The 25,714-nt window shown below is 59.4% G+C and carries 19 protein-coding genes; 13 read left to right on the top strand and 6 right to left on the bottom strand.

The annotated features are described in order from the left end of the window. Positions 1-32: 32 nt before the first annotated feature. Positions 33-206, bottom strand: a complete 174-nt coding sequence (locus ACFFSY_RS07225) for a hypothetical protein (RefSeq protein ID WP_377492093.1) — start codon at positions 204-206, stop codon at positions 33-35. 320 nt (positions 207-526) lie between these two features. Between ACFFSY_RS07225 and ACFFSY_RS07220 the strand changes: the two genes are divergently transcribed. After that, complete coding sequence (locus ACFFSY_RS07220; RefSeq protein WP_377492089.1) at positions 527-1,336, top strand: GNAT family N-acetyltransferase; 810 nt, start codon at positions 527-529, stop codon at positions 1,334-1,336. 553 nt (positions 1,337-1,889) lie between these two features. Here ACFFSY_RS07220 and ACFFSY_RS07215 read toward each other — a convergent pair. Together ACFFSY_RS07215 and ACFFSY_RS07210 are read right to left on the bottom strand one after the other, a co-directional pair. Beyond that, positions 1,890-3,563, bottom strand: coding sequence for a response regulator transcription factor (locus tag ACFFSY_RS07215; protein WP_377492086.1), 1,674 nt, complete (start codon positions 3,561-3,563; stop codon positions 1,890-1,892). Positions 3,564-3,623: 60 nt separating this feature from the next. Continuing rightward, on the bottom strand, positions 3,624-5,348 hold the full coding sequence (locus ACFFSY_RS07210) for a sensor histidine kinase (protein WP_377492083.1): 1,725 nt from the start codon (positions 5,346-5,348) through the stop codon (positions 3,624-3,626). A gap of 172 nt (positions 5,349-5,520) precedes the next feature. Here ACFFSY_RS07210 and ACFFSY_RS07205 point away from each other — a divergent pair, with 172 nt between their 5' ends. The 11 genes from ACFFSY_RS07205 to ACFFSY_RS07155 all read left to right on the top strand — a co-directional run bounded on the left by ACFFSY_RS07205 (position 5,521) and on the right by ACFFSY_RS07155 (position 20,886). After that, on the top strand, positions 5,521-6,471 hold the full coding sequence (locus tag ACFFSY_RS07205; RefSeq protein WP_377492080.1) for an ABC transporter permease: 951 nt from the start codon (positions 5,521-5,523) through the stop codon (positions 6,469-6,471). Between the two features lie 12 nt (positions 6,472-6,483). Next, on the top strand, positions 6,484-7,362 hold the full coding sequence (locus tag ACFFSY_RS07200) for a carbohydrate ABC transporter permease (RefSeq protein WP_377492077.1): 879 nt from the start codon (positions 6,484-6,486) through the stop codon (positions 7,360-7,362). Positions 7,363-7,514: 152 nt separating this feature from the next. Then, a complete protein-coding gene (locus tag ACFFSY_RS07195) occupies positions 7,515-9,299 on the top strand; it encodes an extracellular solute-binding protein (RefSeq protein ID WP_377492075.1) in 1,785 nt (594 codons plus the stop codon). Positions 9,300-9,786: 487 nt separating this feature from the next. Further along, complete coding sequence (locus ACFFSY_RS07190; RefSeq protein WP_377492073.1) at positions 9,787-15,858, top strand: hemoblobin-interacting domain-containing protein; 6,072 nt, start codon at positions 9,787-9,789, stop codon at positions 15,856-15,858. A gap of 333 nt (positions 15,859-16,191) precedes the next feature. Next, positions 16,192-16,611: a metallothiol transferase FosB gene (gene fosB / locus ACFFSY_RS07185; protein ID WP_377492070.1), complete on the top strand. Its 420-nt coding sequence runs from the start codon at positions 16,192-16,194 to the stop codon at positions 16,609-16,611. Continuing rightward, complete coding sequence (locus tag ACFFSY_RS07180; RefSeq protein ID WP_377492067.1) at positions 16,604-17,143, top strand: DUF6886 family protein; 540 nt, start codon at positions 16,604-16,606, stop codon at positions 17,141-17,143. The genes fosB and ACFFSY_RS07180 overlap by 8 nt, the downstream gene beginning before the upstream one ends. Positions 17,144-17,174: 31 nt before the next feature. After that, positions 17,175-17,522: a hypothetical protein gene (locus ACFFSY_RS07175; RefSeq protein WP_377492064.1), complete on the top strand. Its 348-nt coding sequence runs from the start codon at positions 17,175-17,177 to the stop codon at positions 17,520-17,522. A 97-nt stretch (positions 17,523-17,619) separates the two neighbouring features. After that, positions 17,620-17,940: a thioredoxin family protein gene (locus ACFFSY_RS07170; protein ID WP_377492061.1), complete on the top strand. Its 321-nt coding sequence runs from the start codon at positions 17,620-17,622 to the stop codon at positions 17,938-17,940. Positions 17,941-17,943: 3 nt separating this feature from the next. After that, a complete protein-coding gene (locus tag ACFFSY_RS07165) occupies positions 17,944-18,468 on the top strand; it encodes a YfiT family bacillithiol transferase (protein ID WP_377492058.1) in 525 nt (174 codons plus the stop codon). Between the two features lie 196 nt (positions 18,469-18,664). Beyond that, positions 18,665-19,819, top strand: coding sequence for a C40 family peptidase (locus ACFFSY_RS07160; protein WP_377492055.1), 1,155 nt, complete (start codon positions 18,665-18,667; stop codon positions 19,817-19,819). 236 nt (positions 19,820-20,055) lie between these two features. After that, positions 20,056-20,886: a mechanosensitive ion channel family protein gene (locus ACFFSY_RS07155; RefSeq protein ID WP_377492052.1), complete on the top strand. Its 831-nt coding sequence runs from the start codon at positions 20,056-20,058 to the stop codon at positions 20,884-20,886. Between the two features lie 119 nt (positions 20,887-21,005). Here ACFFSY_RS07155 and ACFFSY_RS07150 read toward each other — a convergent pair whose 3' ends face one another. Continuing rightward, complete coding sequence (locus ACFFSY_RS07150; protein ID WP_377492049.1) at positions 21,006-22,334, bottom strand: FAD-dependent oxidoreductase; 1,329 nt, start codon at positions 22,332-22,334, stop codon at positions 21,006-21,008. A 615-nt stretch (positions 22,335-22,949) separates the two neighbouring features. Beyond that, entirely contained in the window at positions 22,950-23,570 is a 621-nt protein-coding gene (locus ACFFSY_RS07145; protein WP_377492046.1) for an NAD(P)-dependent oxidoreductase, read from the bottom strand. A gap of 145 nt (positions 23,571-23,715) precedes the next feature. On the opposite strand from ACFFSY_RS07145, the gene cysK reads away from it, so the two are divergent. Then, positions 23,716-24,654 (top strand): cysteine synthase A, encoded by a 939-nt coding sequence (gene cysK, locus ACFFSY_RS07140; RefSeq protein ID WP_377492827.1) that lies wholly within the window; start codon positions 23,716-23,718, stop codon positions 24,652-24,654. A gap of 364 nt (positions 24,655-25,018) precedes the next feature. Here the strand turns inward: cysK and ACFFSY_RS07135 are convergent, their stop codons facing one another. After that, positions 25,019-25,279 (bottom strand): hypothetical protein, encoded by a 261-nt coding sequence (locus ACFFSY_RS07135; RefSeq protein WP_377492043.1) that lies wholly within the window; start codon positions 25,277-25,279, stop codon positions 25,019-25,021. Positions 25,280-25,714 lie beyond the last annotated feature (435 nt).

Raw genomic sequence — 25,714 nt, 5'->3', positions numbered from 1 at the left:
AAGTCCACTTGCATCACCGCCGTACGTTGTTGTTAGAGGATTTTGGAGAAGAGCCGGGTGAGGGGCAGATAGGAAACAAGCACGCGGGCACGCTTTTTGAAATCATGCGCGAACTCGCCGCGTTTGCGCATCAGCTCGAGCTTCCGTTCCACTTCTCGCCTGTCGTATTCCCATAGTTTAAAGGCTAAATATTCCTCGTTCAACATCTTTTTCGCCCCTCTTTCGAAAGTGTAGGTGCAGCGGCCGGTCGTTTCGTGATGCGGAGATGGATGGGCTTGCATATGTTCGTCTGGTGAACCGCTTGGAATTTGGTGATGTCATCGTACCACCGGACCGGCGGGGAGCGTTATCCATAGTTTTGAATGGCTGAAATCGGAAAAACCGATGGAAACGTTTACGAAAATAAAGCGATCTTGACGGAAGCGCCAGGGAGGATTTAACATATGGACTACTTTCACGAACCATTCGAAGGCAGCGCCGATGCGAGAGCGGCGAAGCGCTAAATGCGTGATAGGAGGAGAGCGGCATGCTGGAGACGTTTGCACCATCGGACGACGTATTGACCGGACGTTTTCTGAAGGACGAGGTCACGTATAATTTACTGCATCTCATTGCGGGTTCGGAGACGTCTGTTCGTTGGGCGGCACCGGAGCGCACGCTCATCTACGCGCAGACGCCGGGATTTAACGGTTGGCTCTGGGCCGCGGAGGAAAGCGGGGAGCGAGCATCGCTGTTGTCCGCCTTGGCCGACGTGCTGACGGAAGGAGAGCCGCCGCCGGGCATCACGGGCGAGCCGCGCCTGGCGGAACAATTCGCGAAGCTGTATGCCGCGCGGACGGGAAGCGGCTATCGGCACTATATGAGCATGGAGGCGTATAGCTGCCCGAAGGCGAAGCCGCCGTCCGGCGTGCGCGGCCACGCCCGCTCGGCGGTGTGGGACGACGCGGATACGGTGGCCGAGTGGCTGGTTGGCTTCGACGCGGACGCCTTCGGCCGCCAGTCCGATGCGCAGAGCAAGCGGCCGGCCGCGGAATCGCTCATTCGCCGCGGCGACTTGTATCTCTGGATGGCGGACGACGAGCCGGTGGCGCTGGCGAACATCGCGCACCGCTCCCCGCGGCACGCGCGGCTGAACGCGGTCTATACGCCGCCCGAGCACCGGGGGCGCGGCTACGCCAGCGCCGTGGTGGGCGAGCTGTGCAGCATGCTTCAGATGGAAGGGCTGACGCCGATGCTCTACGCAGACGCCGCCAATCCGACCTCCAATAAGGTGTACCGTAATGTAGGGTTCGTCGCCTGCGGACAGGTCGCGGAATATAAGTTTACGACTGAATGAAGAAGGAGCAGCGCCGGCCCGCGCTGCTCCTTTGTTCGTTCTATATGAGGTTAATTATTCGCGCCATTACACGTTCCGAAGCAGCAAATAAACGAAATACGAGCCGCCCAGAATGGATACAACCAGTCCGACCGGATCGTGTGAATTCGGATTCTATGAATGAACGTCAAGAAGCCACCGTTGCAAAAGCGGTGGCTTCTTGACGTTATGTTCTTTTGTGAACAAAGTAAAGCGTGTCCGCGAAAGCGGAGGAAAGCGAAGGTCGGACGGAGCCGCATCAAGTGCATCCGGTGAAGCTACCCATGGCTTGTAGTTGACTGGCTTATGACTTCGAACTGACTTCAAACCCCACTGAAGCTTTGTCCGCGAGGACAAAGCGTGCCCAGCTCAAGCAGACCCGCCGACCGCGAGCAATTGTGGCAGCACGAAGAAGGGAGTCCAGAGGGCAAAGTCCTATGGTTCCCCTCGGCGGAGGGGGAAGGGGGAGGGAGCAACAAGGGGGCTTGGGGGGCGGAAAAAGAAAAGGGGGATATAAAGGGGCGAAGCCCCTTGGTTACACCCCGAGCTTATTCCGGTACTCCTGCGGCGTCAGTCCGTAGTGCTTCTTGAACAGCTGGATGAAATAACTCGGTTTCTGGTAGCCGAGCATGACCGAGATCTCGTAAATTTTGTCCGGTGACTGGGCGAGCAGCGAGGCGGCCTTCTCCATGCGCACGCGAAGCATGTATTCGCTGATGCCTTCGCCCGTCTCGAGCTTGTAAATCTTCGAGAGGTAGGACGGATTCAGGTAGACGCTGGCCGAGATCGTGTGCAGCGACGCGGTATCCAGGTGCTGATGAATATACTCCTGCACCTGGCGGATGATCGCGGATCGGGAATCCTGCTCGACGCTGCTGACCGACCGGCGGTAGCTGGCGACGACGCGTCCGGTCCAGCTTCGCAGCTCCTCGACCGTATTCATGGGACGTCCGCTGGCCACCGCGTAGAAGTCGTCGCCGATCGTGTCCGCCAGCCACTTCTTGTTCTTATGAATGAGCGCGGCGATGGCGGAGGCAATCGTGAAATACGTCTCCAGAATATGCTCCTGCGACGCCTGCCAGTGCTCCTCCAGCTCACGGAAGATCGCCCCGAGCTTCTCCTCGGCCGCCTCCCAATTCCCGATCTCCAGCAGCGCGCCGATGCTCGGCGACCGGTACAGTTCTCCCAGCTGCTGAGGCTCGCCGCGCGTCGGCTCCTTGGCAAGGGAGACGAACAGCTCGGTATCGCGGCCGATGAAATGGCGGAAGTTCGCCAGCGATGATTGGTGCATCGAGCCGATCTCGTCTGGGAATACGCCGCTTTTGCTGGTGAGCACCGAGATGCCGATGCGCAGATAGGACCTGGCTGCATGCTGCAGCTGGAACGCTCGGCTCTCGATCCAATCCTCCAGCGTCTGTCCGCCTGCCTCGGCTGAGGACGGCGCGTCGGCCGATCCCGCGTCCGCACGTCCAACTGCGCTCTGCCGCGTCTTCTCGGCGAGCAAACAGACGATGAACCCGTGCGCGTCCTTGCACGTCCACACCTCCATTCGGTCCTCGAACAGCTCGGCCGCCATGTTCGTCAGCGCGTAATCGATCAGCGTCTCGCTCTGCGCGTCGTACCGCTGCGCCGTATCGTCGATCCGCAGCAGCATTAGGTGGGAAGGGGCGCCGATCGCGAATGGCACCTCGTACATGTCCAGCTGTTTGGCGAGCTGTGGGGCGGGTGGCGTTTTGCCGGTAATGAGGTCGAGCAGCAGATATTCCCGCAGCTTCGGAAGCTGCTCTCGGAGCGCGTACATCGCCCTCTGGGTCGAGGTGATCTCCTGCCATTCCTTCTCGAGGTCCGCCAGCGCCTTGCGAACCGCCTGCATCAGCTCTTCGTCGGCGACCGGCTTCAGCAGGTAATCGCTGGACTGCAGCTGCAGCGCCTGCTTCGTGTATTCGAAATCGGCATAGCCCGTCAGCAGGATGCACTTCGTATGCTTCCACGTCTTCTTGATCTCCGCGATCAGTTCCAGCCCCGACATGCCAGGCATGCGGATATCCGTGACGACGACGTCGATCGAATGCTCGCGCATGAGCTCCAGCGCTTCGCGCCCGGAGTAAGCCTTATGCACGACGTCGACGCCGATCGTCTCCCATGGCAGCATGTCCGCCAGGTCGTCGGCCAGTACCGATTGGTCGTCGATGATAAGCAGTTGGTGCATTGTTGTGTCACGTCCCTCTGTTGAATTCGTTAAAATGAGGCTCGTCTGCCGTTGCGCGGCCTATGATGCGGCCAAGCTCTCCTCCGCCTTGTTCGGCCAGTAGAGCTCGGCGATCAGGCCGCCTTCCTCGCGCCGTATAATGCGCAAGCCCGCCTCGGGGCCGAACTGCAGCAGCATCCGTTGGCGGGTATTCCACAGCGCGCAGCCTTTGTCCTCGGTCGGCGGCATCGAAATTTGCTGCTGCAGCTGGGCGAGCTGTTCTTCCGTGACGCCGATGCCGTCGTCTTCGACGGTGATGACGTTGTACCGGTCGTTGCGCGCGCCGGTAACGCGAATCATCCCGCAGCCCGCCGGCTCGATGCCGTGCAGCACGGCGTTCTCGACGAGCGGCTGGAGAATCAGCCGCGGCAGTTCCAGCTCCCGCATCGTCTCGGGCATCTCGATCTCGTATTGCAGATCCTGCACCTTGATCGCCTGGATCGCCAGGTAACTGCCGACCAGATCCAGCTCTTCGCGCAGCTCGGCGCTCATCCGCTCGGAGCGGGTGGTGTACCGGTAATATTTGCTCAGGTGCATCGCTAGCTCCATGACCGTCTCCTTCTCGCCGAGCCGGGCGAGGCTGCGGATGAGCGTGAAGCAGTTGTAGAGGAAATGCGGGTTGATCTGCGATTGCAGCTGCTTCAAATTCGCGTCCCGCGATCGGATCGTCTCCAGGTACACGTTCTGGATGAGCTGCTCGATCTGGCGCGCCATGTCGTTGAAGCTGACGAGCAGGAAGTGGAACTCGTTGTTCGGATGGAACACGTTGAGCGTCGGATAATCGCCGCGCTTCAGCTTCCGTACGCCGCGGACGAGCTCGCGGATTGGCACCTGGACGTTCGTGTACAGGAAATACGCGCCGATCGTGCTGCCCACGAGCAGGAAAAAGATCGCGCCGTAGAACAGGTAGCTGTTGAACGTAATCGGCCGGACGACATCCTGGATCGGCAGGTAGTCAACTAGGTATAGGCCCAGCTCCTGCATCCAGACGCAGCTGACCGCGTATTCGCTGCCGGCCAAGGCGAAGCGGGTGAACGGCTTCTTGGACAGCTGGCCAAGGTCGAGCGACGCGGTCAGTTCGCCCTGGAGGTCGCGATTCGCGCTGTTCGAGGCGATTACCTCGCCATCCGACGTCATGAAGAACGGATCGCCCTTGCCGCCCGCCTTGAAGCGGTCGAGCGACTTCACGAGCTCCGTCGCGGGGAAGCTCATCTCGACGATAAGCGTCGCTTCGGGCAGCGGCGCGTCGAACGGCTCGGTGATGTAGCGGACGAACCGGGGCTGCTTCCGGAAATAGGCCGGCACGTCGGTCGTATAGTTCCACACGCGCGAGAAGGTGCGATCGAGCACGGCAGGATCGTACTGCAGCGAGGCGTTCGAGGAGACGAACGTCTTCGTGTCGGGCGTGTAGATGCTGAGCGTCGTATCCCAAGTGGAGGAGGCGATGAGCAGCTTCAGCTTGTCGTCGATGCGCAGCTTCTCGGCGGTCTGCTCGTAGAGGCTCGCGATTTCGATGAACTCCAGCGCCTTCACGTTGATATCCTCGCTGATGACCAGTCCGCTCTTGGACAGCTGGAGCGCGATATTGTCGGTCTGGGTGGCGAAGTAGCTGAGATCCTTGTACATCGATTTCTCGACCTCGTCGGAGACGACCTGCAGGCTTGTCTTATACGAGAACCAATAGAGCCCGATGATCGGGATGACCAGCATGAGGATCAGGCCGACGATTTTTGTAAACGTATTCATTCGTAAAGTGAACGTGGCGCATCGCCTCCGGAGGAAGGATCAGGAAACAAAATTTCGGGCATCGTTCCAAAATTAATGGCACAGACGGGCTATTTTTGCCATTGCTATACTTACTATTGCAGGATGACGGCGCAGATGTCAATCCGCAATAAAGAGTGGAGAGGGTATGGGCATGAGTACGACAACGGAGGCGCTTACGCCGGTTAGAAGCGGCGTCAAGACCAAGGCGGGGAGCTTTCTCCGGCGGACATGGCCGCTGCATCTGATGCTGCTGCCAGCCGTAATTTTGCAATTTCTGTTCGGTTATTTGCCGCTCGGGGGCCTGGTGATCGCATTCAAGGATTTCAAGCCTTACGACGGCATTTGGGGATCGAAATGGGTGGGGCTGGAACACTTCAAGTTCATGTTCGAGTATCCCGACAGCAAGCAGGTGATCATCAATACGGCGCTCATCGCCGGGTTCAAAATCATGTGCAGCATCATCGTACCGTTCGTGTTCGCGCTGCTGCTGAACGAAGTGCGGCGCAATTCGGTAAAGCGGACCGTGCAGACGCTCGTGTATTTGCCGTATTTCATCTCGTGGGTGTTCTTGGGCGGCATATTGAACGATATGCTGGCGTCCGACGGCATCGTGAACAGCATGCTGAAGAGCTGGTTCGGCCTCGAGCCGATTCTGTTCCTGGGCGACGGCACCTGGTTCCGCATCGTGGTCGTCGTGAGCGACGTCTGGCAGCAATTCGGCTTCGGCACGATCGTCTATTTGGCGGCGCTGGCGGGCGTGAATCCATCGCTCTACGAAGCGGCCGAGGTGGACGGGGCGACGCGCTGGAAGCAGACGCTGCATGTGACGATTCCTTCGCTGACGCCGATCGTCATCGTCGTCGGGACGCTTGCGCTGGGCAACATTTTGAACGCCGGCTTCGACCAAATCTTCAACTTGTACAACCCGCTCGTGTACGACAAGGGCGATATTATCGATACGTTCGTGTACCGCACCGGCATTTTGAACGGCCAGTACAGCTTCGGCACCGCGGTCGGCATTTTCAAATCGGTCGTCGGGTTCGTGCTCATTGTGATCGGCTACCGGATCGCATACAAGCTGGCGGACTACAAAATTTTTTAAGGGGCGGGCGTCATGTATTACAAATCGACAAGCTACCGGTTGTTTACGGGGTTTAACTATTTCCTTCTGCTGCTGGCCTCCGTGCTGTGCGTGCTGCCGATCGTGCATATTCTCGCCGTCAGCTTCAGCGCCAGCGCCGCCGCCAACTCGCATCTCGTCGGGCTGTGGCCGGTCGACTTCAATGTGGAGTCGTATACCAAGACGATGAACAATCCGAACTTCGGGCGGGCGTTCCTCGTGGCGATCGAGCGGACGCTGCTCGGCACGTTCATGACGATGGCCGTCATCACCCTCGCAGGGTATGCGCTGTCCAAGGAGAACGCGGCGTTCAAGAGCCGCAACGTGTACGCGTGGTATTTCGTCTTCACGATGCTGTTCACCGGCGGCGTCATCCCGACCTATATCGTCGTGCGCAATCTTCACTTGATGGATACCCTATGGGCGCTCGTGCTGCCGGGGGCGGTGCAGGTGTTCAACATGATCCTGCTCATGAACTTCTTCAAGGCGACCCCAAAGGAATTGGAAGAAGCGGCGTTCATGGACGGGGCAGGACACTTTACGATCCTCTTCCGCGTTTATCTGCCGCTGGCGATGCCGGCGATCGCGACGCTGTCGCTGTTCTCGATCGTGGGCAACTGGAATGCGTGGTTCGACGGGTTGCTGTATATTAACGATTACCGGAACTATCCGCTCGCGACGTTTCTGCAGACGATCATCGTCCAGCAGGATTTCAGCAAGCTGAATCCGGACGTGAACGAGCTGAAGAACATTTCGCAGCGTACGGTGAAGGCGGCGCAAATTTTCATCGGAATCCTGCCGGTACTGCTCGTCTATCCGCTGCTGCAGGGGTATTTCGTCAAGGGGATCGTGCTCGGCGCGGTGAAGGAATAGGGCGATCGGCTCATCGAAGAGGATAACAAATTGGCATCGTCCTCGAAATCGTGGTATTTCGGACGGGCCCCAAACGGATTTATAGTGATCGTGAGAGAAAGCGGAAAGCGTTCTCAGGCGTCTTTCAACAAGATATCGGGGGGATACACACAATGGTTTTCAGATGGCAGCGGATGCTGAGCGTATCGCTGGTGGCGGCTTTGTCGCTGAGCCTGGCGGCTTGCTCGAGCAACAACAATGGCGGCAACGAGCCGGCGAACAACGGAAGCAATAGCGGCGGCAATGCGGGCGCGGCGTCCAATGCGGGGAGCGGCGGCGAGGCTTCGAACGCGAACGTGGACGAGACCGGCTGGGACGGCAAGAAATACGCGGAGCCGGTCACGCTGACGACGGTCAAGGGCGTCGGCACGAACTATTATTTCAAATCCGGCGAGACGATGGAGAACAACGTCCTGCAGAAGTACATGAAGGACAACCTGGGCATCGACGTGAAATACGACTGGGTCGTGACGGACACGAACGACGCATACAAAACCAAGCTGCGCCTGATGCTCTCCTCTGGGGAGAAAATGCCGGACGTCATCACGTACCGCGGCGACATGGAAACGGTCAACATGCTGATCGACTCCGGCCAGTTCATGGACGTGGGCGAGCTGTTCGACAAGTACGCGGGCGAGGCGTACAAAGCCGGCGTCGCGCTCAATCCGGACACGTGGCTGCCGGTGACGCGCGACGGCCAGCGGATGGCGCTGCCGGTGCTGGATTACGCGTATAACGACGACATGCTTCTGTGGCTGCGTCAAGATTGGATGGACAAGCTCGGCCTGCAGGCGCCGAAGACGGTCGCGGAGTTCGAAGCGATCATGGACGCGTTCGTCAACAAGGACCCGGACGGTAATGGCAAGTCGGACACGATCGGCCTTGCGACCGGCTTCAAGAACACGTATCTTGGCTGGATGAGCGACATCAGCTGGCTGTTCGGCGCTTACGGCACGCTGCCGGGGCAATGGAACAAAGGCGCGGACGGCACGCTGTCGTACGGCTCGGTCGACCCGGCGGCGAAGCAGGCGCTGGCGACGCTGAAGACGTGGATGGACGAAGGCTACATCTCCAAGGATTCCGGCATCAAGGACGAAGTGTCCGGCTCCGAGCTGTTCACTAAAGGCCAAGCGGGCGCGATCGTCGGCCGCAACTGGCTGCCGGATTGGCCGTTCGGCGATCTGCTGAACAACGTGCCGGGGGCGAAGTACAAAGGCTATCCGCTTCCTGCGGGCCCGGACGGCAAGATCGGCGCGCAGAGCGGCAACCCGTCGGTTAACGGCTGGATGCTCATCAACAAGGACGCGAAGAATCCGGAAGCGCTGCTGCGTTACTACAACTTCTTCTTCGACAACTGGGCGAACCCGCAGGCGGGCAGCGAGTTCGAGAACGGCTTCGCGGAAGGCTACGACTGGGCGAAGCTGCCCGACGGCACGATCACGAAGGACCCGGCGAAATATCCGGACCTGTTCCCGGACTACGCGGACCGCACGCATTTGGTCGAACCCATCTACTACTCGCTGACGTTCGATGGCGCGCGCATCCCGTCGCTGTACGCGGATACGATGATCAAGCTGGCCAATGGCGGCACGCCGGAGACGCCTTACGAGAAGCAGACGGCGGGCGTTCGCAAGCCGGAGAACCTCGAAGCGATGAAGATCGTGCTTGACCAGAAGGACATCCGGATGAAGAACTACTTCCAAGGTCCGCTGACCGAGACGATGAAGCAGAAGAACGAGCTGCTCAATAAGCTGGTCAACCAGACGTATTCCAAAATCATTTACGGTCAATCGCCGATCGACGAGTTCGACACGATGGTCGCGAACTGGAAGAAATCCGGCGGCGAGCAAATCACGAAGGAAGTCAACGAGTGGTTCCAATCGGCTTCGGGCAAGTAAAGAGCTAAGCCTGGCGCTGTGGAGTCAGCAGGCTGGCAGTGCAGTTGCGGTCGGCAGGCGTAAAGCCTGTTGACCGTATTGCACCTGACCAGTTACCGCTGGCCGGTGACAGCCGAACGCTGACCGGCTGATGTCCGTTGGTCCGCGCGTTAAGCGCCAGCAACCTTACTGAATTCAAGCGATTTAATAAGATTGAGCAAGCATGACGCAGGAGAAGAACCACACCGATCGGCACGACGACACCAGGGGGAGGAACGCTGCAGCACAAGAGATTGTGGCGTTCCTTTTTTTGCGCCTTATTCGAGGCGGTGTAGGCAGGGGGAGGAACAGCCCACTATGAAGCGCGCTACACGTCCCGCCAACGAAACGGCAGTATTTTTTCTTCATTAATATATGTAAGCGGATACAGGTATCCGGGTATGAACAAATTTGACGCTGAACACGAAACGCATCGATATCCATCAGACAGAAGGAGCGATCACGAGATATGGCAAATCATGCGAGCAAGAAACGACGGCAATGGACGGCGCTGCTGCTTAGCGCGGCGCTAATGACAGGACCGGCGACAATGGGCTGGGCGGCTGAACCGGGGGTTGGAGCATCCGGCACTTCCGGCGGCCAAGGCGCGGATACCGGGCAAACGTCGGCCGGCAGCGTGAGCGCAACAGCATTCGGCGATGTAGCGGGCAGCTGGAGCGAGAAGGAGATCGCGAAGTGGGCGACGCTCGGACTTGCCTCGGGCAATGACGGGAAATTCCGTCCGAACGACAGGATTAGCCGCGCGGAATTCGCGAAGCTTCTCAACACGCTGTTCGGCTTCCGGGCGAAAGCGGCGGACGCATTCGGTGATGTGGCGGCGAGCAAGTGGTACGCGGAGACGGTCGCGATCGCGAAGCAGGCGGGGTATGCCGCCGGCTATCCGGACGGGCTGTTCAAACCGGAACAAGTTGTCACGCGGCAGGAAGCGGCGAAGATGGCGGCAGCGCTGTTTCCGCTGAAGGCGGCTCCGGGTAATGCCCTCCAGGCGTTCACCGACAACGCGCAGATCGGCTCGTTCGCGAAAGAGCCGCTGGCGGCGCTCGTGGCGGGAGGTTACTTGAAGGGCTTTGACGACGGCACGCTCCGTCCACTTGCTCCGATCTCGAGAGCCGAAGCGGTCGTTCTCCTCGATCGCCTGGCGGGCGAGATCGCGAACCAGCCAACCAAACGCACAGGCCTTCAACTTCCGGGGGGACTGCTCATTAGCAGCCCGGACGTGACAATCGAGCAGAGCAAAATTGCCGGCAGCGTCATTCTTACGCCGGGAGTCGGCGAAGGGGATGTCACGCTCGACGGGGCCGAAATTACGGGCACGCTGGTCATTAGCGGTGGCGGTGCCAATTCGGTTCATATCCGCAACTCCCAAATTAAAGCGGTCGTTGTCGACAAGCCGGACGGCGCGGTACGCGTCGTGCTCGAAGGAACCTCGTCCGTCGGTCAATTGGACGTCGCGAGCAGCGCCAAGGTCGAAGTCGGCGCGGAGGCATCCGTCGACAAGCTGAAAGTTGCGGACGGCGCGGACGGCACGGAACTGCAGGTCCAAGGCACGGTCGGCGAGCTGTACTCGGAAGCCCGCGGCGCCAAGCTGAATGATCAGCCGGTGGAGAAAGGCGCAGGGTATGAGGTGAAGAAGGGCGAGGTGAAAGCCGCACCTCCTAAAGGCAGCACCGGCAACCCAGGCAACGGCGGCAACCCGGGCAACGGAGGCAACCCGGGCAATGGAGGCAACCCGGGCAACGGCGGGAACCCAGGTAATGGTGGCAACCCAGGCAACGGTGGCAACCCGGGCAACGGAGGCGGGCAGACGTTGACGCCGCCTGCGCTCACAGCGGATGCGACGGACAATATGGTCGGCAAGGACATCGTCCTCACATTCACCGATAACGCCCAGTGGCGGGCCTCAATCACGAAGGTGAAGCTGGGTACCAAGGAGCTGACGCCTGCGCAGTATGTCATAACGCCGGGCCAAGTTACGATCGCAGCGGCAGCGGTGACCGAAGCGGGCAGCCTTGCGGTAACCGTGTCCGCAACGGGCTACGCCGACGCGACGCTGTCGCAGCCGATCGGGCAATGGGACCTCGTCTGGAACGACGAGTTCGATGGCGGCACGGGCGCGAATTTCGATACGAACGGCGTCGATATGTCCAAATGGGGCTACCAGAACGGCACGGGCGCGGAATACGGCTTGGACGGCTGGGGCAACGGCGAACAACAATATTACACGAAAGACAATATTGTCGTCCAAGACGGCAAGTTGGTCATTACGGCGAAGAAGCAGACGGTATCCGGCAAGCCGTATACGTCCGGCCGACTGTGGACGTCGCCGACGTTCAGCAAGGCCTACGGCAAGTTCGAGGCCCGCATGAAGCTGCCGGAAGGTCAAGGTTTGTGGCCGGCGTTCTGGATGATGCCCAAGGACAGCGAATACGGCGTTTGGGCGTCCTCCGGCGAGCTCGATATTATGGAAGCGCGCGGCCGGCTGCCGCACGAGGTGGGCGGCACGATCCATTACGGCAAACCTTGGCCGAACAACAAGGCGACCGGCAACGCGTACACGTTCCCCGAGGGCGAATCCATCACGGGCTACCATACGTACGGCGTCGAGTGGGAGCCGGGCGAGATCCGCTGGTATGTGGACGGCAAGCTGTATCAGACGCTGAACAACTGGAACAGCCAAGGGGCCGATCAGCCGGACAAATACGCCTACCCGGCGCCGTTTGATAAGCCGTTCTATATGATTCTGAACTTGGCGATCGGCGGGCAATACGATGGCAACCGTCTCCCGAGCGACTCGATGCTTCCGGCGACGATGGAAGTCGATTACGTGCGGGCCTATGAATTGACGGGCAAGCCTTACCGTACGCCGATCGAGCCGCGGACGGAGAAAGAGCCGATCCCGGCGAACGCCAAAGCGGCGATAGATGGCAGCTATATTTATGATCCAGCCTATACGAAAGGGCTGAAGGACATTACCGCGCTCGACCAGACGCTGGATCCGCTCTATTGGAATTTCCTGCATGCGCCGGATTTCGGCGGGGCGGGGAGCGGCGCCATCGAGACGGTGGACGGCAAGCCGTATGCGAAGGTGACGGTTCAAAATCCAGGCAACGCGGTTCATGCGCTGCAGCTGATCCAATACGCGACGCTTGTCAAAGGCCGCGCATACAAGCTGAGCTTCGACGCCAAAGCCTCGGCGAACCGCACGATCGCGGCTAAGCTCGGGGGCGACGCCGATAACGGCTGGGGCGCGTATTCCGATCAGTTCCAGGTGCCGCTCGGCACGGACGTGAAGCACTACGAATACCGTTTCCAGATGACGAACGACACGGACCTTGCGGCGCGGCTGGAGTTGAATCTCGGTCTCAACGCGAATACGGTCTGGATCGGCAACGTCCGGTTGGAGGAGGTTGAGAGCGCCGAAGAACCGAACGGGCCGAAAACGCCGCTTGCCGACGGCAACCACGTCTATAACGGCACGTTCGATCTTGGCACGATGGACCGCATGAAATATTGGAGTGTCCAGACGACCGGCGCACCGGTCAGCGCATCGGCGAGCGTGAATGCGGAACGCCGTGCGCTTGAGGTCGCGATTGCAAACGGCGGGACCGATGCGAAGGCCGTCACCGTTACGCAAAAAGGCATCAACCTGCTTCAGACCGATACGTACCAGCTGACCTTCGACGCGAAGGCGGAAGCGAATCGCACGATTGGCGTTCGATTCGTCAGCAAGGACGGCACCGTGCAGTACGGGGCCAAAACGGGCATTACGCTGAGCGCGTCCGCCGCGAGCCAGACGGTCACGTTCACGATGCCGGCACAAGTCACGGATGCGGAAGGCCAGCTCGTCTTCGATCTGGGCGGCAGCGACGCCGACGTTGTGCTGGATAACGTCAAGCTGATCCGCACGACGAACAACAATGTCGATTACGGCGGCCTCAACCTGTTCCCGCTCGTCAACGGCGACTTCTCGGGCGGATTGGCCGGCTGGGAGCCGTTCACCCAAGGCGCGGCTGCGCAATTCAGCGCCGAGGGCGGCGTGGCCAAGGTTGCTGTCGGCAACGTAGGCACCGAAGCTTGGAACGTCATGCTGAATCAATCCGGCCTGGAGCTGAAGAAAGGGCTGACCTATACGCTTTCGTTCGATGCGCGCGCTTCGGTCGCCCGCGATATCGAAGCGACGTTGGAGGATGCGGCGTATAACCGTCATTTCCAATCCGGATCGCTCGCGATCGGCAGCGACTGGAAGACGTTCACGTACACGGTGAAGCCGACGGCCGACGTGAATCTCGCGCTCAAGCTGCTGCTCGGCAAGACGGCGCAAAGCCCGGCTGGGGCCCATGACGTCTTCTTCCGCAATATGGTGCTGGAGGTCAAGGACGCGCCGGTCAAACGTCCGCCGCTGCTGCTGGCGGATACGACGGACAACCGGCTCGGCCAGCCGGTCGAGCTGACCTTCGCGGATAACGCGGCGTGGCGGGCGGCAATCGCGTCGGTAAGCGTGGACGGCACGGCGCTGACGGCGGAGCAATTCACGGTTCAAGCGGGCGTCCTCACAATCAAAGGCGGCGCGTTCGCCGCGGAAGGCGCGCATACCGTCACGGTGAAAGCGGCAGGCTTCGGCGACACGTCGGTCAAACAAAGCCTGACCGCAAGCGACGGCAACCTGCTGCGCAACGGCAGCTTCGCTAGCGGCAAAGACGGCTGGACGCATTGGGCGGGCGACGGCGGCGTGTCGGACTTCGAAGTGGCTAGCGGCGCGGCGAAAGTCACGATTCATTACAACGGCGGCATTCATCCGGAGTGGAACATTCCGGTCAGCTGGTCTACGCAGCTGATGCAGAAGGACATCAAGCTGGAAGCGGGCAAGACGTACGAGCTGAGCTTCAAGGCGTCCGCCACGAAGAGTCGCCCGATCCTGATCGAGTTCACGGGATACAACAACAACCAGAAGACGGCCTTTGCAATTCAAGAGAGCGCCGCAGTGTACCGGACGACGATTCAGCCATCCGCTCCGGTAACCTTCACGCTTAATTACTTGCTCGGCAATGTGATCGATGGCGCCAACGCGACGCCGAACGAGCCTCATGTCATCACGATCGACGACGTCGTACTGAAGGAAGTGAAAGCGGCGCCCGCGTTGACCGCGGACGGTGCGGACAACAAGGTCGGCAGTCCGATCGAGCTGACGTTCGCCGACGCGCCGGCTTGGCGCGAGGCGATCACGGCCGTCACCGTGAACGGTGCGGTCGTGCCAAGCGATCAAGTCGTCATCGAAGCAGGACGCATCCAACTGGCTGCGGACTTGTTCCCGGCGATGGGCGCCTACCGGATCGGGATTGAAGCGGATGGCTACGGCATCGTCAACCTGGTGCAGGAAGTAAAGACGAACGCGCCGAATGTTGCGCTCGGCAAGACGGTGACCGCTTCGACGGCCGGGCAGCCTGCCGCGAATGCCATTGATGGGAACGGAGCGACGCGCTGGGAATCGGCATCGGCCGATCCGCAGTGGATCAGCGTGGATCTAGGCGCGGTGTATAAGCTGGATGCGGTCGTTCTGAACTGGGAAGCTGCATACGGCAAAGCCTACAAGCTGCAAGTTGCGACGGCGGCAGACCCTGGCGACGCGGATTGGACGGACGTCTACACCGAAGCGGCTGGCAACGGCGGCCTCGATACGGTCGCGTTGAATGGCGCGCAGGCGCGGCATCTTCGGATGACGGGGACGGCGAGAGGGACGACGTACGGGTATTCGCTTTGGGAACTGGAAGCCTACGGCGTGCTGGCGGAAGGGGAGAGCAACCCGGGCGAAGAGCCGTCGCTTCTCGATCCGCCGGCACTCGCAGCCGATGTGTCGCAGAACAAGGTGGGGCAAGATATTACGCTGACGTTTCCGGCTAACGCTGCATGGACCGGCGCCGTGACCGGCATTAGCGTGGAAGGCCGGACGCTCGTCAAGGATACCGAGTATACGCTAGCGGATGGCAGTCTGACCATTCGGGCGTCCATGTTCCCGGCGGCGGGAAGCTATACGGTGAGCGTAGCCGCCCAAGGCTACAAACCATCCGAGACCGAACAGACCGTCGCTGCGGCCGACGCGAACTTAGCGTTAGGCAAGAGCGTGACGGCATCGAGCCAAAATGCGCCTTTCGCGCCGGAACTGCTGACGGACGGACGCGCGGATACGCGGTGGGAAGCGAATTGGCAAGCGAATAACGCGGCGGAATGGATCGTGATCGATCTGGGGGCCGAGCAGGCGATCGAACGATTGAGGCTGATTTGGGAACGAGCCTATGCGTCCGAGCTGCTTGTGCAGGTTGCAACCGGCGAAGCCGCCCCGTCCGCGGCAAGCGGCGATTGGCAAACGGTCGCAACACTAGACCGGACGCTGGACGAGAGCGGTTATGTGGAGACGGTAGACCTCGGCGGGCAAGGCGCCCATGGCCGGTACGTTCGTCTCTATATGACCGGCAGAGGCTTCGCGCCTTACGGTCCGTCTCTGTTCGAGGTCGAAGCTTACTAGTCGAGCTCGATCAACCAAGAAGCATCCTTTTGTTGTCATGCGGCAACAAAAGGATGCTTTTTCAATTTAACAGGAAAATAAAGGGTATGAACCTCCCCGGCTCGAAATGGATAAGATCGCTAATCGTTAACCGCATTAACCGCACTAACCGCACTAACCGCATAGAAGTGAGAATGGGTGCTGGAACGATTGACATACCGAGCGGGCGTCAGCGTGGCACGAATATATTTTTTCTTTGATTGGGAACCTTGGGGATTTATTTTGCGTCAGGAGGATTGATCGTGATCCGATCAGCGACAATGCATGGTTCAGACATGGGAGGTTTATATCGGAATGAATATTAAGGGCGTCAATCATTTTTGTTTCTCCGTCTCGGATCTCGAGCGATCCGTAGCATTCTATCAGGACGTGTTCGGGGCAAAGCTGCTGGTCACTGGCCGTAAGCTCGCATATTTCGATTTGCAGGGCATCTGGATCGCCCTCAACCAGGAGGATATCGAGCGTGCTACCGAGCCGGGAACCTATACGCATATTGCGTTCACGCTGGAAGAGGACGACTTCGATGCGGCCGTCGCGCGGCTGAACGAGCTGGGCGTCTGCGTGCTGCCGGGCAGGCTGCGCGACGAGCGGGACAAGCGGTCGATCTATTTCCTTGACCCGGATGGCCACCGGTTCGAATTCCATACAGGGACGCTGGCCGACCGAATGGCCTACTACCGGGAAGAGAAATCGCATATGGTGTTCTATGACTAATCGGCTCTATCATTTCAGCGAGAATCCGAATATTCCGCTGTTCGGGCCGAGACAGAAGGCGAATCGGACGAACATGCCGCCTGTCGTGTGGGCGATCGACGAGGAGCATGAATATACATTCTATTGCCCACGCAATTGCCCGCGCATCGCATACCGCCGTACAGGACCTATGAGCATAGAAGCCGAGCGGCTGCTGTTCGGAGCATCCGGCGCGGACAGCGTGCTCGCCGTGGAGAGCCGATGGTATGCCGAGATCGAGCGCTGCACGATTTACCGCTACGTCTTCGAGCCGGACGGGTTCGAGCTGTTCGACGCGACCGCAGGCTACTACATATCCCCGAACCCGGTGCATCCAGTACGAGTGGACGCCTATGATGGCTTGATCGGTCGGCTGCTTGCCCAAGGGACCGAGCTTCGGTTCGTGCCCGATCTGCATCCGCTGCGCGACGCCGTGCTTGCCTCCGGCATTCCGGATTTCGGCATCCATCGGTTCGAGTTTGCTAAGCGAGCGGATGAGCAATATAGAGGATAGAGGGCTGACATTCAGAATGGAGGAGACGCATTTGAGAAGAACGTTAACAGGCGGCTTCATGCTGCTCGGCGGCATCGGATTATATATTGGCATGCGTCTGGCTGCGCTGAAGTTCACGGAATTGATGATCGGATCGCAGGGCTCGTATACGGAAGACGGGATTCGCGAGTTATACGAATCGGCCTATCGCGGCAACGGCTTCATGACAGTCGGCGTACTCGGCATTTTGCTGGCCGTGCTGGGCTTTTTCCTGCTTCTGTGGGATGTGGGTTTGGGAGGATTTATTCGTAGGCAGCGAGAACAGATCCGAGAGAGTAATCGGGCATTCGACGAGGAATATTGGGAAGCCAAACGCAAGCGTGAGGCCGGTGCGGATTAGGAGTGTGATCCGATGTGTTCTTCATCTTGCTATTACTTATCGGCCCTATAGCATTCTGGCGGCCAGCGGTTAACGAAATCGGAAGGAACGAATGGACATGAAGGAACTGACAGAGTTGACGGAGAAAGAGTTATTGAGCCGGCTTGCGGAAGCAGGAGGCGGCCGGGAGGCTATCCTGTTCTTCACCCCGCTATGCGGGACCTGCAAAGTCGCCGAACGGATGCTGCAGGTGGTCGAGGCATCCGGCCAAGCGATCCCGCTGCACAAGCTGAATATCAACTATGCGCGGGAGCTGCGCCAGCGGTGGCAGGTCGCGAGCGTGCCTTGTTTGGTCGTCGTGGAAGCGGGAGAAGTGCAGGCGAGAGAATACGCGATGCACGGCGTCGATTTTTTATTCAACTTATTGAAGGAGGCATAAGGGATGGACTATCGTTATCCGATCGGGCCGTTCGCGCACGAAGGAGCGGTCACGCCGGAGCAACGGGAAACCTGGATTCGGGAGATCGAGAAGCTGCCCGCCAAGCTGCGTCTGGCGGTAGAGGGTCTAAGCGAGGAACAGCTGGATACGCCATATCGCGAGGGCGGTTGGACCGTTCGACAGGTGGTTCATCATGTGGCGGATAGCCATATGAACAGCTTGACGCGGTTCAAGCTTGCGCTGACGGAGGACCAACCGACGATCAAGCCTTATGCGGAAGAGCGTTGGGCCGAGCTTGCCGATACGAGGACGGCCCCGGTCGAGCTGTCGCTGCATCTGATCGAGGCACTGCACGAACGCTGGGTGCTGCTGCTCGAATCGTTGACGGAGGCGGAATTCGAGCGTGCGTTCTATCATCCGGAGTCGGGGGAGACGGTACCGCTTGACCGGAGCCTTGGCATCTATGCGTGGCATGGCAACCATCATGCGGCGCACATTACGGCGCTTCGGGCGCGCAAGGGCTGGTAATGGTCTAGGTCTACATAGGAGTAAGCAACGCAAACCGCCGGGCATCGGCGGTTTTATTGTTATCACGGGTTATCGACGCTTGTGGCAAAATGGCGGCGCTGCCAATCCGAAATTCGGGTTTCCCTCCGCATAGTTTTCAGGCCGTTGGCCAAGCTATCCTCGAAATCGAAAATGAGGCGAGGGAGCACAAGAATTTATGATGACATCCAAACGCTTGGCATTGGCTGGGACGGCGCTGCTGCTGGCCCTGGCTGCTTCGGGTTGCGCGGGTTCCAACCAGAAGAACCCTTCCGGCGCGGAGAACGGCAAGAATACCGCGAAGAATGAGACGAGAGCGCAGCAGACCGGCAAAGAAAGACCGATCCTGCAGGGCGGCAACCAGGCGCAAGGCAATAACAGGACGTCCGGCGGTCAGATGAAAGCCAAATCGAGTGAGGCGCAACCAAGCAAGCTGCAAGTCAACGATAATGAAGCCCGAATCGGAATTCGGCAAGTCGAAGGGAAGCCCTATGTATCGCTTCGCGACCTGCTAGGTCCGCTCGGCTACCAGATGCGTCTGTCGGATGACGGGCGCGAGGTACTCATCGGCGGCACGGATCCGCTCTACAAGGTGGGGTTGGATTCCACCAAAGCCGAGCGCGACGGGGAAGCCATCATGCTCGCCGAGCCGACCAAACGCCAGGGGGACGACGTGCTAATCCCGGAATCGGCGTTGGGCGATCTGTTCCAGGAAGATATCCGCTTCACCAAGGAAGGCGGCAAGGACATTAAGCTGAGCCCTCTCTCCGAAGACCGCGGTACCGTTCGCGATCTGGAGAAGGGAGACGTTAGCGAAGAGCCGGGCGGCCAAGGACAGAGCGAAGCGAAGTCGGGCGGCGGCCTGGCCATCATCGAGGGCGATGAAGCTAGCGGGAGCGGCGGGATGAAAATGCAGGCGGTTGGTCTGCCGAACATCGACATCGACGCGCTGATTCAGACCGCCATGAAATACCGCGGCGTACCGTATTTGTTCGGCGCGGGCCCTTATTCGAAGACGAAGCGCTTCGACTGCTCGTCATTCACGCAATACGTGTTCGCGAAGTACGGCGTCAACTTGAGACGGGTATCTTACAGCCAGGCGACGCAAGGCATCTATGTCGGCAAAGCGAACCTGCAGCGGGGCGACCTGGTGTTCTTCTCCGTGCCGGGGCGGTTCTCATCGGACAAAAAGGTCGGCCATGTCGGCATCTACATCGGCAGCGGCAAAATGATCCACACGTTCTCCACGGCCAGCGGCGGCGTGCATATCAGCTCGATCAACACCGGCGCGTGGGTTAAACGATATTTGCGCGCAAGACGCGTAGCGACGTAACACACAGTATGCGCACAAGCGTCCGGTTCGGATACCGGCGCGTAATCGGCGCGGGCGCCTAATGGCCCCGCGCTTTCTTATTTTCCGTATCGTGCGCGGCGCCTATTGCGCATGCGGCAAACGGTTGAATTGCGGGCGTAGCGAAGGACGGTGCCTTTCGCGGCGATAAGTTTCCCTTTTATCGTTTTGGCGTTAAAGAGGATAAGCATTCTGCGCGGAAGGAGGGAGAGAACCCCATGACCGAATGGATGAACAGCGATCTATGGTGGAATCGTCTGAATATCATCGGAAGTAAGGCGGCCGTCATCGTCATCATACTCGGCATTACATGGCTTATTCTAAAAATACGGCGCACGGTAATCCGGCGGGCATTCACGCTGACCCGGCTGGACGAGAAGCAGCGCGCGACGCTGGAGTCCCTGCTCATGTCGCTGACCCGCTATATTCTATATATCGTGGCAGGACTGATGTGCATCGGTAATATCGGCGTGAACATTGGCCCGATTATCGCGAGTGCGGGGGTGGTGGGGCTGGCGGTCGGCTTCGGCGCCCAGACGCTGGTGAAAGATTTGATTACCGGATTTTTCATTATCTTCGAGGATCAATTCTCGGTCGGCGATTACGTGTCGATTAACGGCGGGCAGATCAACGGCACCGTGACGAGCGTCGGGCTGCGGGCGACCAAAATTCGCACATGGGCGCAGCATGTCGTCGTCATTCAGAATTCGGAAATCAAAATCAGTCAAAACTTCAACCGCGAACGGATGCGGGCGATTGTCAACGTCTCTGTCCCGTTCGATACGGATCCGTCGGCGATCGAAGAGGCGGTTCAAGCCGTATCCGAGCGGCTGACGGAGTCGATGCCGTATTTGTTCCTGCGCGACGGGCACGATCAGCCTGTAGAACCGCCGCAGCTTTATGGGTTGGCGGATATCGCGGACAATTCGCTGGTTGCCAAATATACAATCACGTGCTTGGTGAAAGATGTGCATTATTGGCGGGCGGGACGCGAGCTGCGCAAGGCGCTCGCCGAAGAGCTGATGGGCCGCGGCGTGGCCCTGGCCTAAGCGACGCGACGAAGCCCCCTTCGGCCGCAAGATGCAGGGGAAGGAGGCTTGTTTCGTTGCGCGTATAAGAGCGGAGCGGTTCTGGCTGCCGGAGTAGAGGTAGCCGGAGCATTTGCAATCTACATAGCTTGCAGACCGGCCTGGTTGAGCAGGTTCCAAGGCTTGTTATAGTGAGGCTGGAAGAAGAAATCGACAAAGCTGAGCTCATCCATCGTCATGCCGTTCTGGATGCACACCGATAAGGTGTTGATCGCCTGCGTCAAATCGGCCTTCGAGAGCACCTGCGCCCCGATGATCCGGCCCGTCTGCTCCACATAGACGACTTTAAGCAGCACCTTCTCGAACGTTGGCATGAATTCGGGACGGTAATTCTCGTTCAGCGTGACCGCTTTGACCTTCATGCCCCCGGCGATCGCCGCCGCTTCGGTCATGCCGGTCGACGCGATGTTGTAGTCGTATATTTTGATGCCCGACGTGCCTTGGGTACCCATGTAACGGACCGTCGGCGTCACGAGATTGCGGGCGACGAGCGTGCCCATCCGGACGGCGTTGGTAGCCAGCGGGATGTAAGCATGGGTGCCGGTCGGGTTGTAATGAATGGCGCAGCTGTCGCCGGCCGCGAACACATCGGGGTTGCTCGTGCGCATATATTCGTCCACGATAATCGCGCCGTTCGGCAGCATGTCGACTTGACCTTGCAGCAGCTCGGTATTCGGGCGGAAGCCGATGCACAGAATGACCAGATCGGCTTCGAATTCGCCGTTAGTCGTCAGCACCTTGCGCACACGCCCGTCTTGGCCTTCGAAGCCCGTAACGGTGCGGCCGAGCGCAAGACGGATACCGCGTGCTTCCAGCTCGCTTTCGGCTACCGCTGTAAATTCGGGATCAAGGTATTTGAACATCGTGCGATCCATGTTATCGATCAGCGTCACGTCTTTGCCGAGCTGCTCGAACGCCTCGACCAGCTCGATGCCGATATAACCGGCGCCGACGACCGTAACGCGCTTGGCGTCCTTCGCTTTGGCGATGATCGTCTGCGAGTGGGCGTAGTTTTTGCACAGCTGGATATTCTCCATGTCGATGCCCGGCAGCTGCGGAATGATCGGCCACGATCCGGTCGTCATGACGAGCTTGTCGTACGTATCGGTGAACGCCTCGCCGGTGTCGAGATTGCGGACGAGCACCGTCTTCGCCGCGGTATCGACGTTCAACACATCATGCTTCATGCGGGTGTCGACCCCAAGCTCGGCGAGCTGGGCAGGCGTCGCGTAGAAGAGTTTATCGGCCTGCTTGACGACGCCGCTCACGTGGAGCGCGATGCCGCACGAGAGGAAGGAGATCGTGTCATTCCGTTCATACACCGTAATTTGCGCCTCGGGATGGTGGTGGGCCATTTGCGTAATGGCGGCTGTTCCGGCATGCGTGCATCCAATGACGATAACTTTCATGGTTGTTTCCTCCTCGGTTTAGGTTGTGATTAAATTCACAATATAGGTTATTTATTATGGCTGTGATTATTTTCACAACCATCGGCAGCGTTATGTGATTATTTTCACAACCTCTTGATGGCTTAATCATACGGCTGCGGCGGCGGAATTGCAATAGGCTTTTTGGTCGTTCGCGAATTGTTCACAATGAGGAGGCAAGGTGGGGCCGCAGCCGAGGGCAATTGGAATATTTGGCACGCGGTCAGGGGCGGATAGGCGCAGCGGCCTGACGTCTAGCGCTCGCGCATAGCTAGCTGCTGCTGGTCCGATCCGTACAGCGGGCCACCCGTTGCAGTAAGGTCCTGTGGCGTTCAGACTCTGCGCTGCGCGTCCGAATGCTGCTGCCGAGTCGATCCGTACAGCGTGGTTCCCGGTGTACGGTCCTGCGGCGTGCCGGCTCTGCGCTGCCATCCGACCGCTGCTGCTGAGTCGATCCGTACAGCGTGGTTCCTGGTTGACGGTTCTGCGGCGTGCTGGTTCTGAGCGACCCTCCGACCGCTGCTGCCAAGTCCGCCCCTGCAATGAGCCTCTCCTGTACCGTGCGGCCGCAGGGTGCCTGGATCGCTTCCGACGATGCTAATAGGCGAGGCCGACCCGGGCGCCGACGTACTGCAAACTGTCGATTTGGCGAAAAGCGAATTCAGCGGTGTCTGGCACCGAAATTTGGACCCCGTCCGCCGGCAAATAATCGCGTTCCGCCCGGTATACGCCCGTGTATTCGCCGTCCGGCAAATAAGTAGGACAGACGATCGTCCATGCCAACCCGGAATCCGAGAGCGTCCGATAGAACGCGTGATGCTCCTCGGCTGCCCGGGTGAGCGTGCGCCTCGACTCGCTGGATTGATACCGGAGCAGTCCGGGCTCGGTGCGGCTGTTCAGAATGCCGGCCGTTCCGATCGTTATGATGCGTTCGATGCCGGCCTCCCGCATGGCGCTCACGATCAGCGGCGCGCTCTCGCTCAGGACGCTCCCGCCGTCCGTACCCAAGGCGCTGAGCACGGTGTCCGCTCCCTTCATCACGCTTAGAAGCGCATTCGGGTCGCATGCGCTGCCGGTATAACTATGAAGGTTCTCCCCCGCCAATGCTATACGCTGCGGATCGCGCGCGAGCAAGTTTATCTCGTGTCCGGCGGCGAGGGCGCGCGCAGCCAGCTCGCGGCCGACTCGTCCGGTACCGCCCAATAGGCACAGTTTCAATGTAATCTCCTCTTTCCATGTATCGGTATGCCCTTGATTATACACAAATACTGGCGGGGAAGGAGCGGGAGGCGACCGATTTGAGGCGCGAAGACGAAACATGATATAGTAATGGTGCCGAAAACATATCCGGATTCTAGGGGCGATCGTTGTGAGAATAGCGCAAAATTTAACGGACTTAATTGGGAATACGCCGCTCTTGGAGCTGCGCAACTATAGCGAGGCGGCTGGACTGCAGGCGAAGCTTGTGGCGAAGCTGGAATATTTCAACCCGGCGGGCAGCGTGAAGGACCGCATCGGCTATGCCATGATCAAGGATGCGGAAGAGCGGGGGCTGCTCAAGCCGGACTCGGTCATTATCGAGCCGACGAGCGGCAATACCGGCATTGGACTTGCGTTCGCGGCCGCAGCCATGGGGTATAAGCTCATGATAACGCTGCCCGAGTCGTTCAGCGTGGAACGCCGCAAGCTGCTGCGCGCGCTCGGCGTGGAGCTCGTGCTGACGCCGGCGCAGGAAGGGATGGCGGGGGCGATCCGCAAGGCGGAAGAGCTCGCGGCGGAGATTCCGAACGCATTCATCCCGCAGCAGTTCGAGAATCCGGCTAACCCGGCGATTCACCGCCAGACGACGGCAGAGGAGATATGGCGCGATACGGAAGGCGCCGTCGACCTGTTCGTCGCGGGCGTTGGTACGGGCGGCACGGTCAGCGGAGCGGGCGGCCGATTGAAGGAGCTGAAGCCGGAGCTGAAGGTGATCGCGGTCGAACCGTCCGATTCGCCGGTCCTCTCCGGCGGGGCGCGCGGCGCGCATCAGATTCAAGGCATCGGCGCCGGCTTCGTGCCGGGCAACTTCAACCGCGCCGTCGTGGACGAGATCCTGCAAGTCGGCAACGAACAGGCGCTGGAGACCGCGCGCCAGTTGGGCCGGCGCGAAGGACTGCTTGTCGGCATTTCCTCCGGCGCTGCCGTCTTCGCCGCGACCGAGCTTGCGAAGCGGCCGGAGAACGCGGGCAAGACGATCGTCGTCATGCTGCCGGATACGGGCGAGCGATATTTGTCCACGAACTTGTTCTTGGAGGACTAGATCGAATTCGAGAGGCGCTTCTGCTTGCGGGAGCGTCTTTTTTGCTTGGTTCCGCACTCTTGGACCCGCAGATAAAATCGAATGGGACCAGCCGGGGGCACAACCGTAACTCAGCGAGATGGAGGGCGCGTACGAAGTATCCGTAATGGACGCGGCTATCGTTAATTAGGACCATCTCTGGAAGCGGCGCGACCAGCTAAAGGTGCTCCGTCCTTGGCTCAGCGAGGCGCATACGGGTTTGCGCGGCCGATTGGGCATGGGGGCTGACGAGGATGCAGACAAATAATAAAGCGGCGTGCACTAGAATGTGCCGCCGCTTTATTGGCGTATCACGGACGGACGCGGTCGAGAAGCGCGCTGCCGATTATAATTCGACTGGGATTTTGCCGCCAGAGAGCTCGAACGGTTCGGAGTCTGCCTCATACGCTTCGTAGGTCAATGTGTCGAGGAAGAGGGGCAGTCCTTCGGCTACATGGAAGGTCGTGCCGGAGAAGGAGCACCGGTCAAACCCGAAGTCCATCGACGTAATGAGAACGGTGCAATCCCTGAAGGAACACCCGATATAGTGAAAGCCATCGAATTGGATGGTTTCGTTCTCGAATACCTGGTTCATGACAAAGCGCATAACATTCAACTCCTTTTCGTTGGTTCGATACCTGCGCGGGCGGCAGTAACTTGTCCCTATGTTATCAGGAGCGGCGTACGCAATTTGTCGGATTTTGGTGAGAAAAGCCTGCGAAATACCTTAAGTTTTATTAAAACGCGGCTGCCCGAAACGTAAGCGTTTTCTTCGTCGGATTGGCGATTTGGGACGCCTCCCTCGGAGCTTGATTGAAGTCGATGCCGTGCTGCTCGGGCATGATGAACCTGGCGAACGATTCGGGGCATGAATTATTCGCCTCTTCAATCATTCGCCGGGCTAAACATCGCGCATCTCCGTGCGCTGGGATAGTCGGGCAGCGTCTAAGGCGCTTATATAGACTTCCCACCAATGGATGGCAATCGGTTATTCCTCTCGCTAGAAGCACAGCTCCGTTGTCGTCCGCTCGCCACGTCGCTG

This window comes from Paenibacillus aurantiacus (genome assembly GCF_042431225.1).
GTDB classification, from domain to species: domain Bacteria; phylum Bacillota; class Bacilli; order Paenibacillales; family Paenibacillaceae; genus Paenibacillus_Z; species Paenibacillus_Z aurantiacus.
This window is presented reverse-complemented; position numbering and strand designations above follow the sequence as displayed.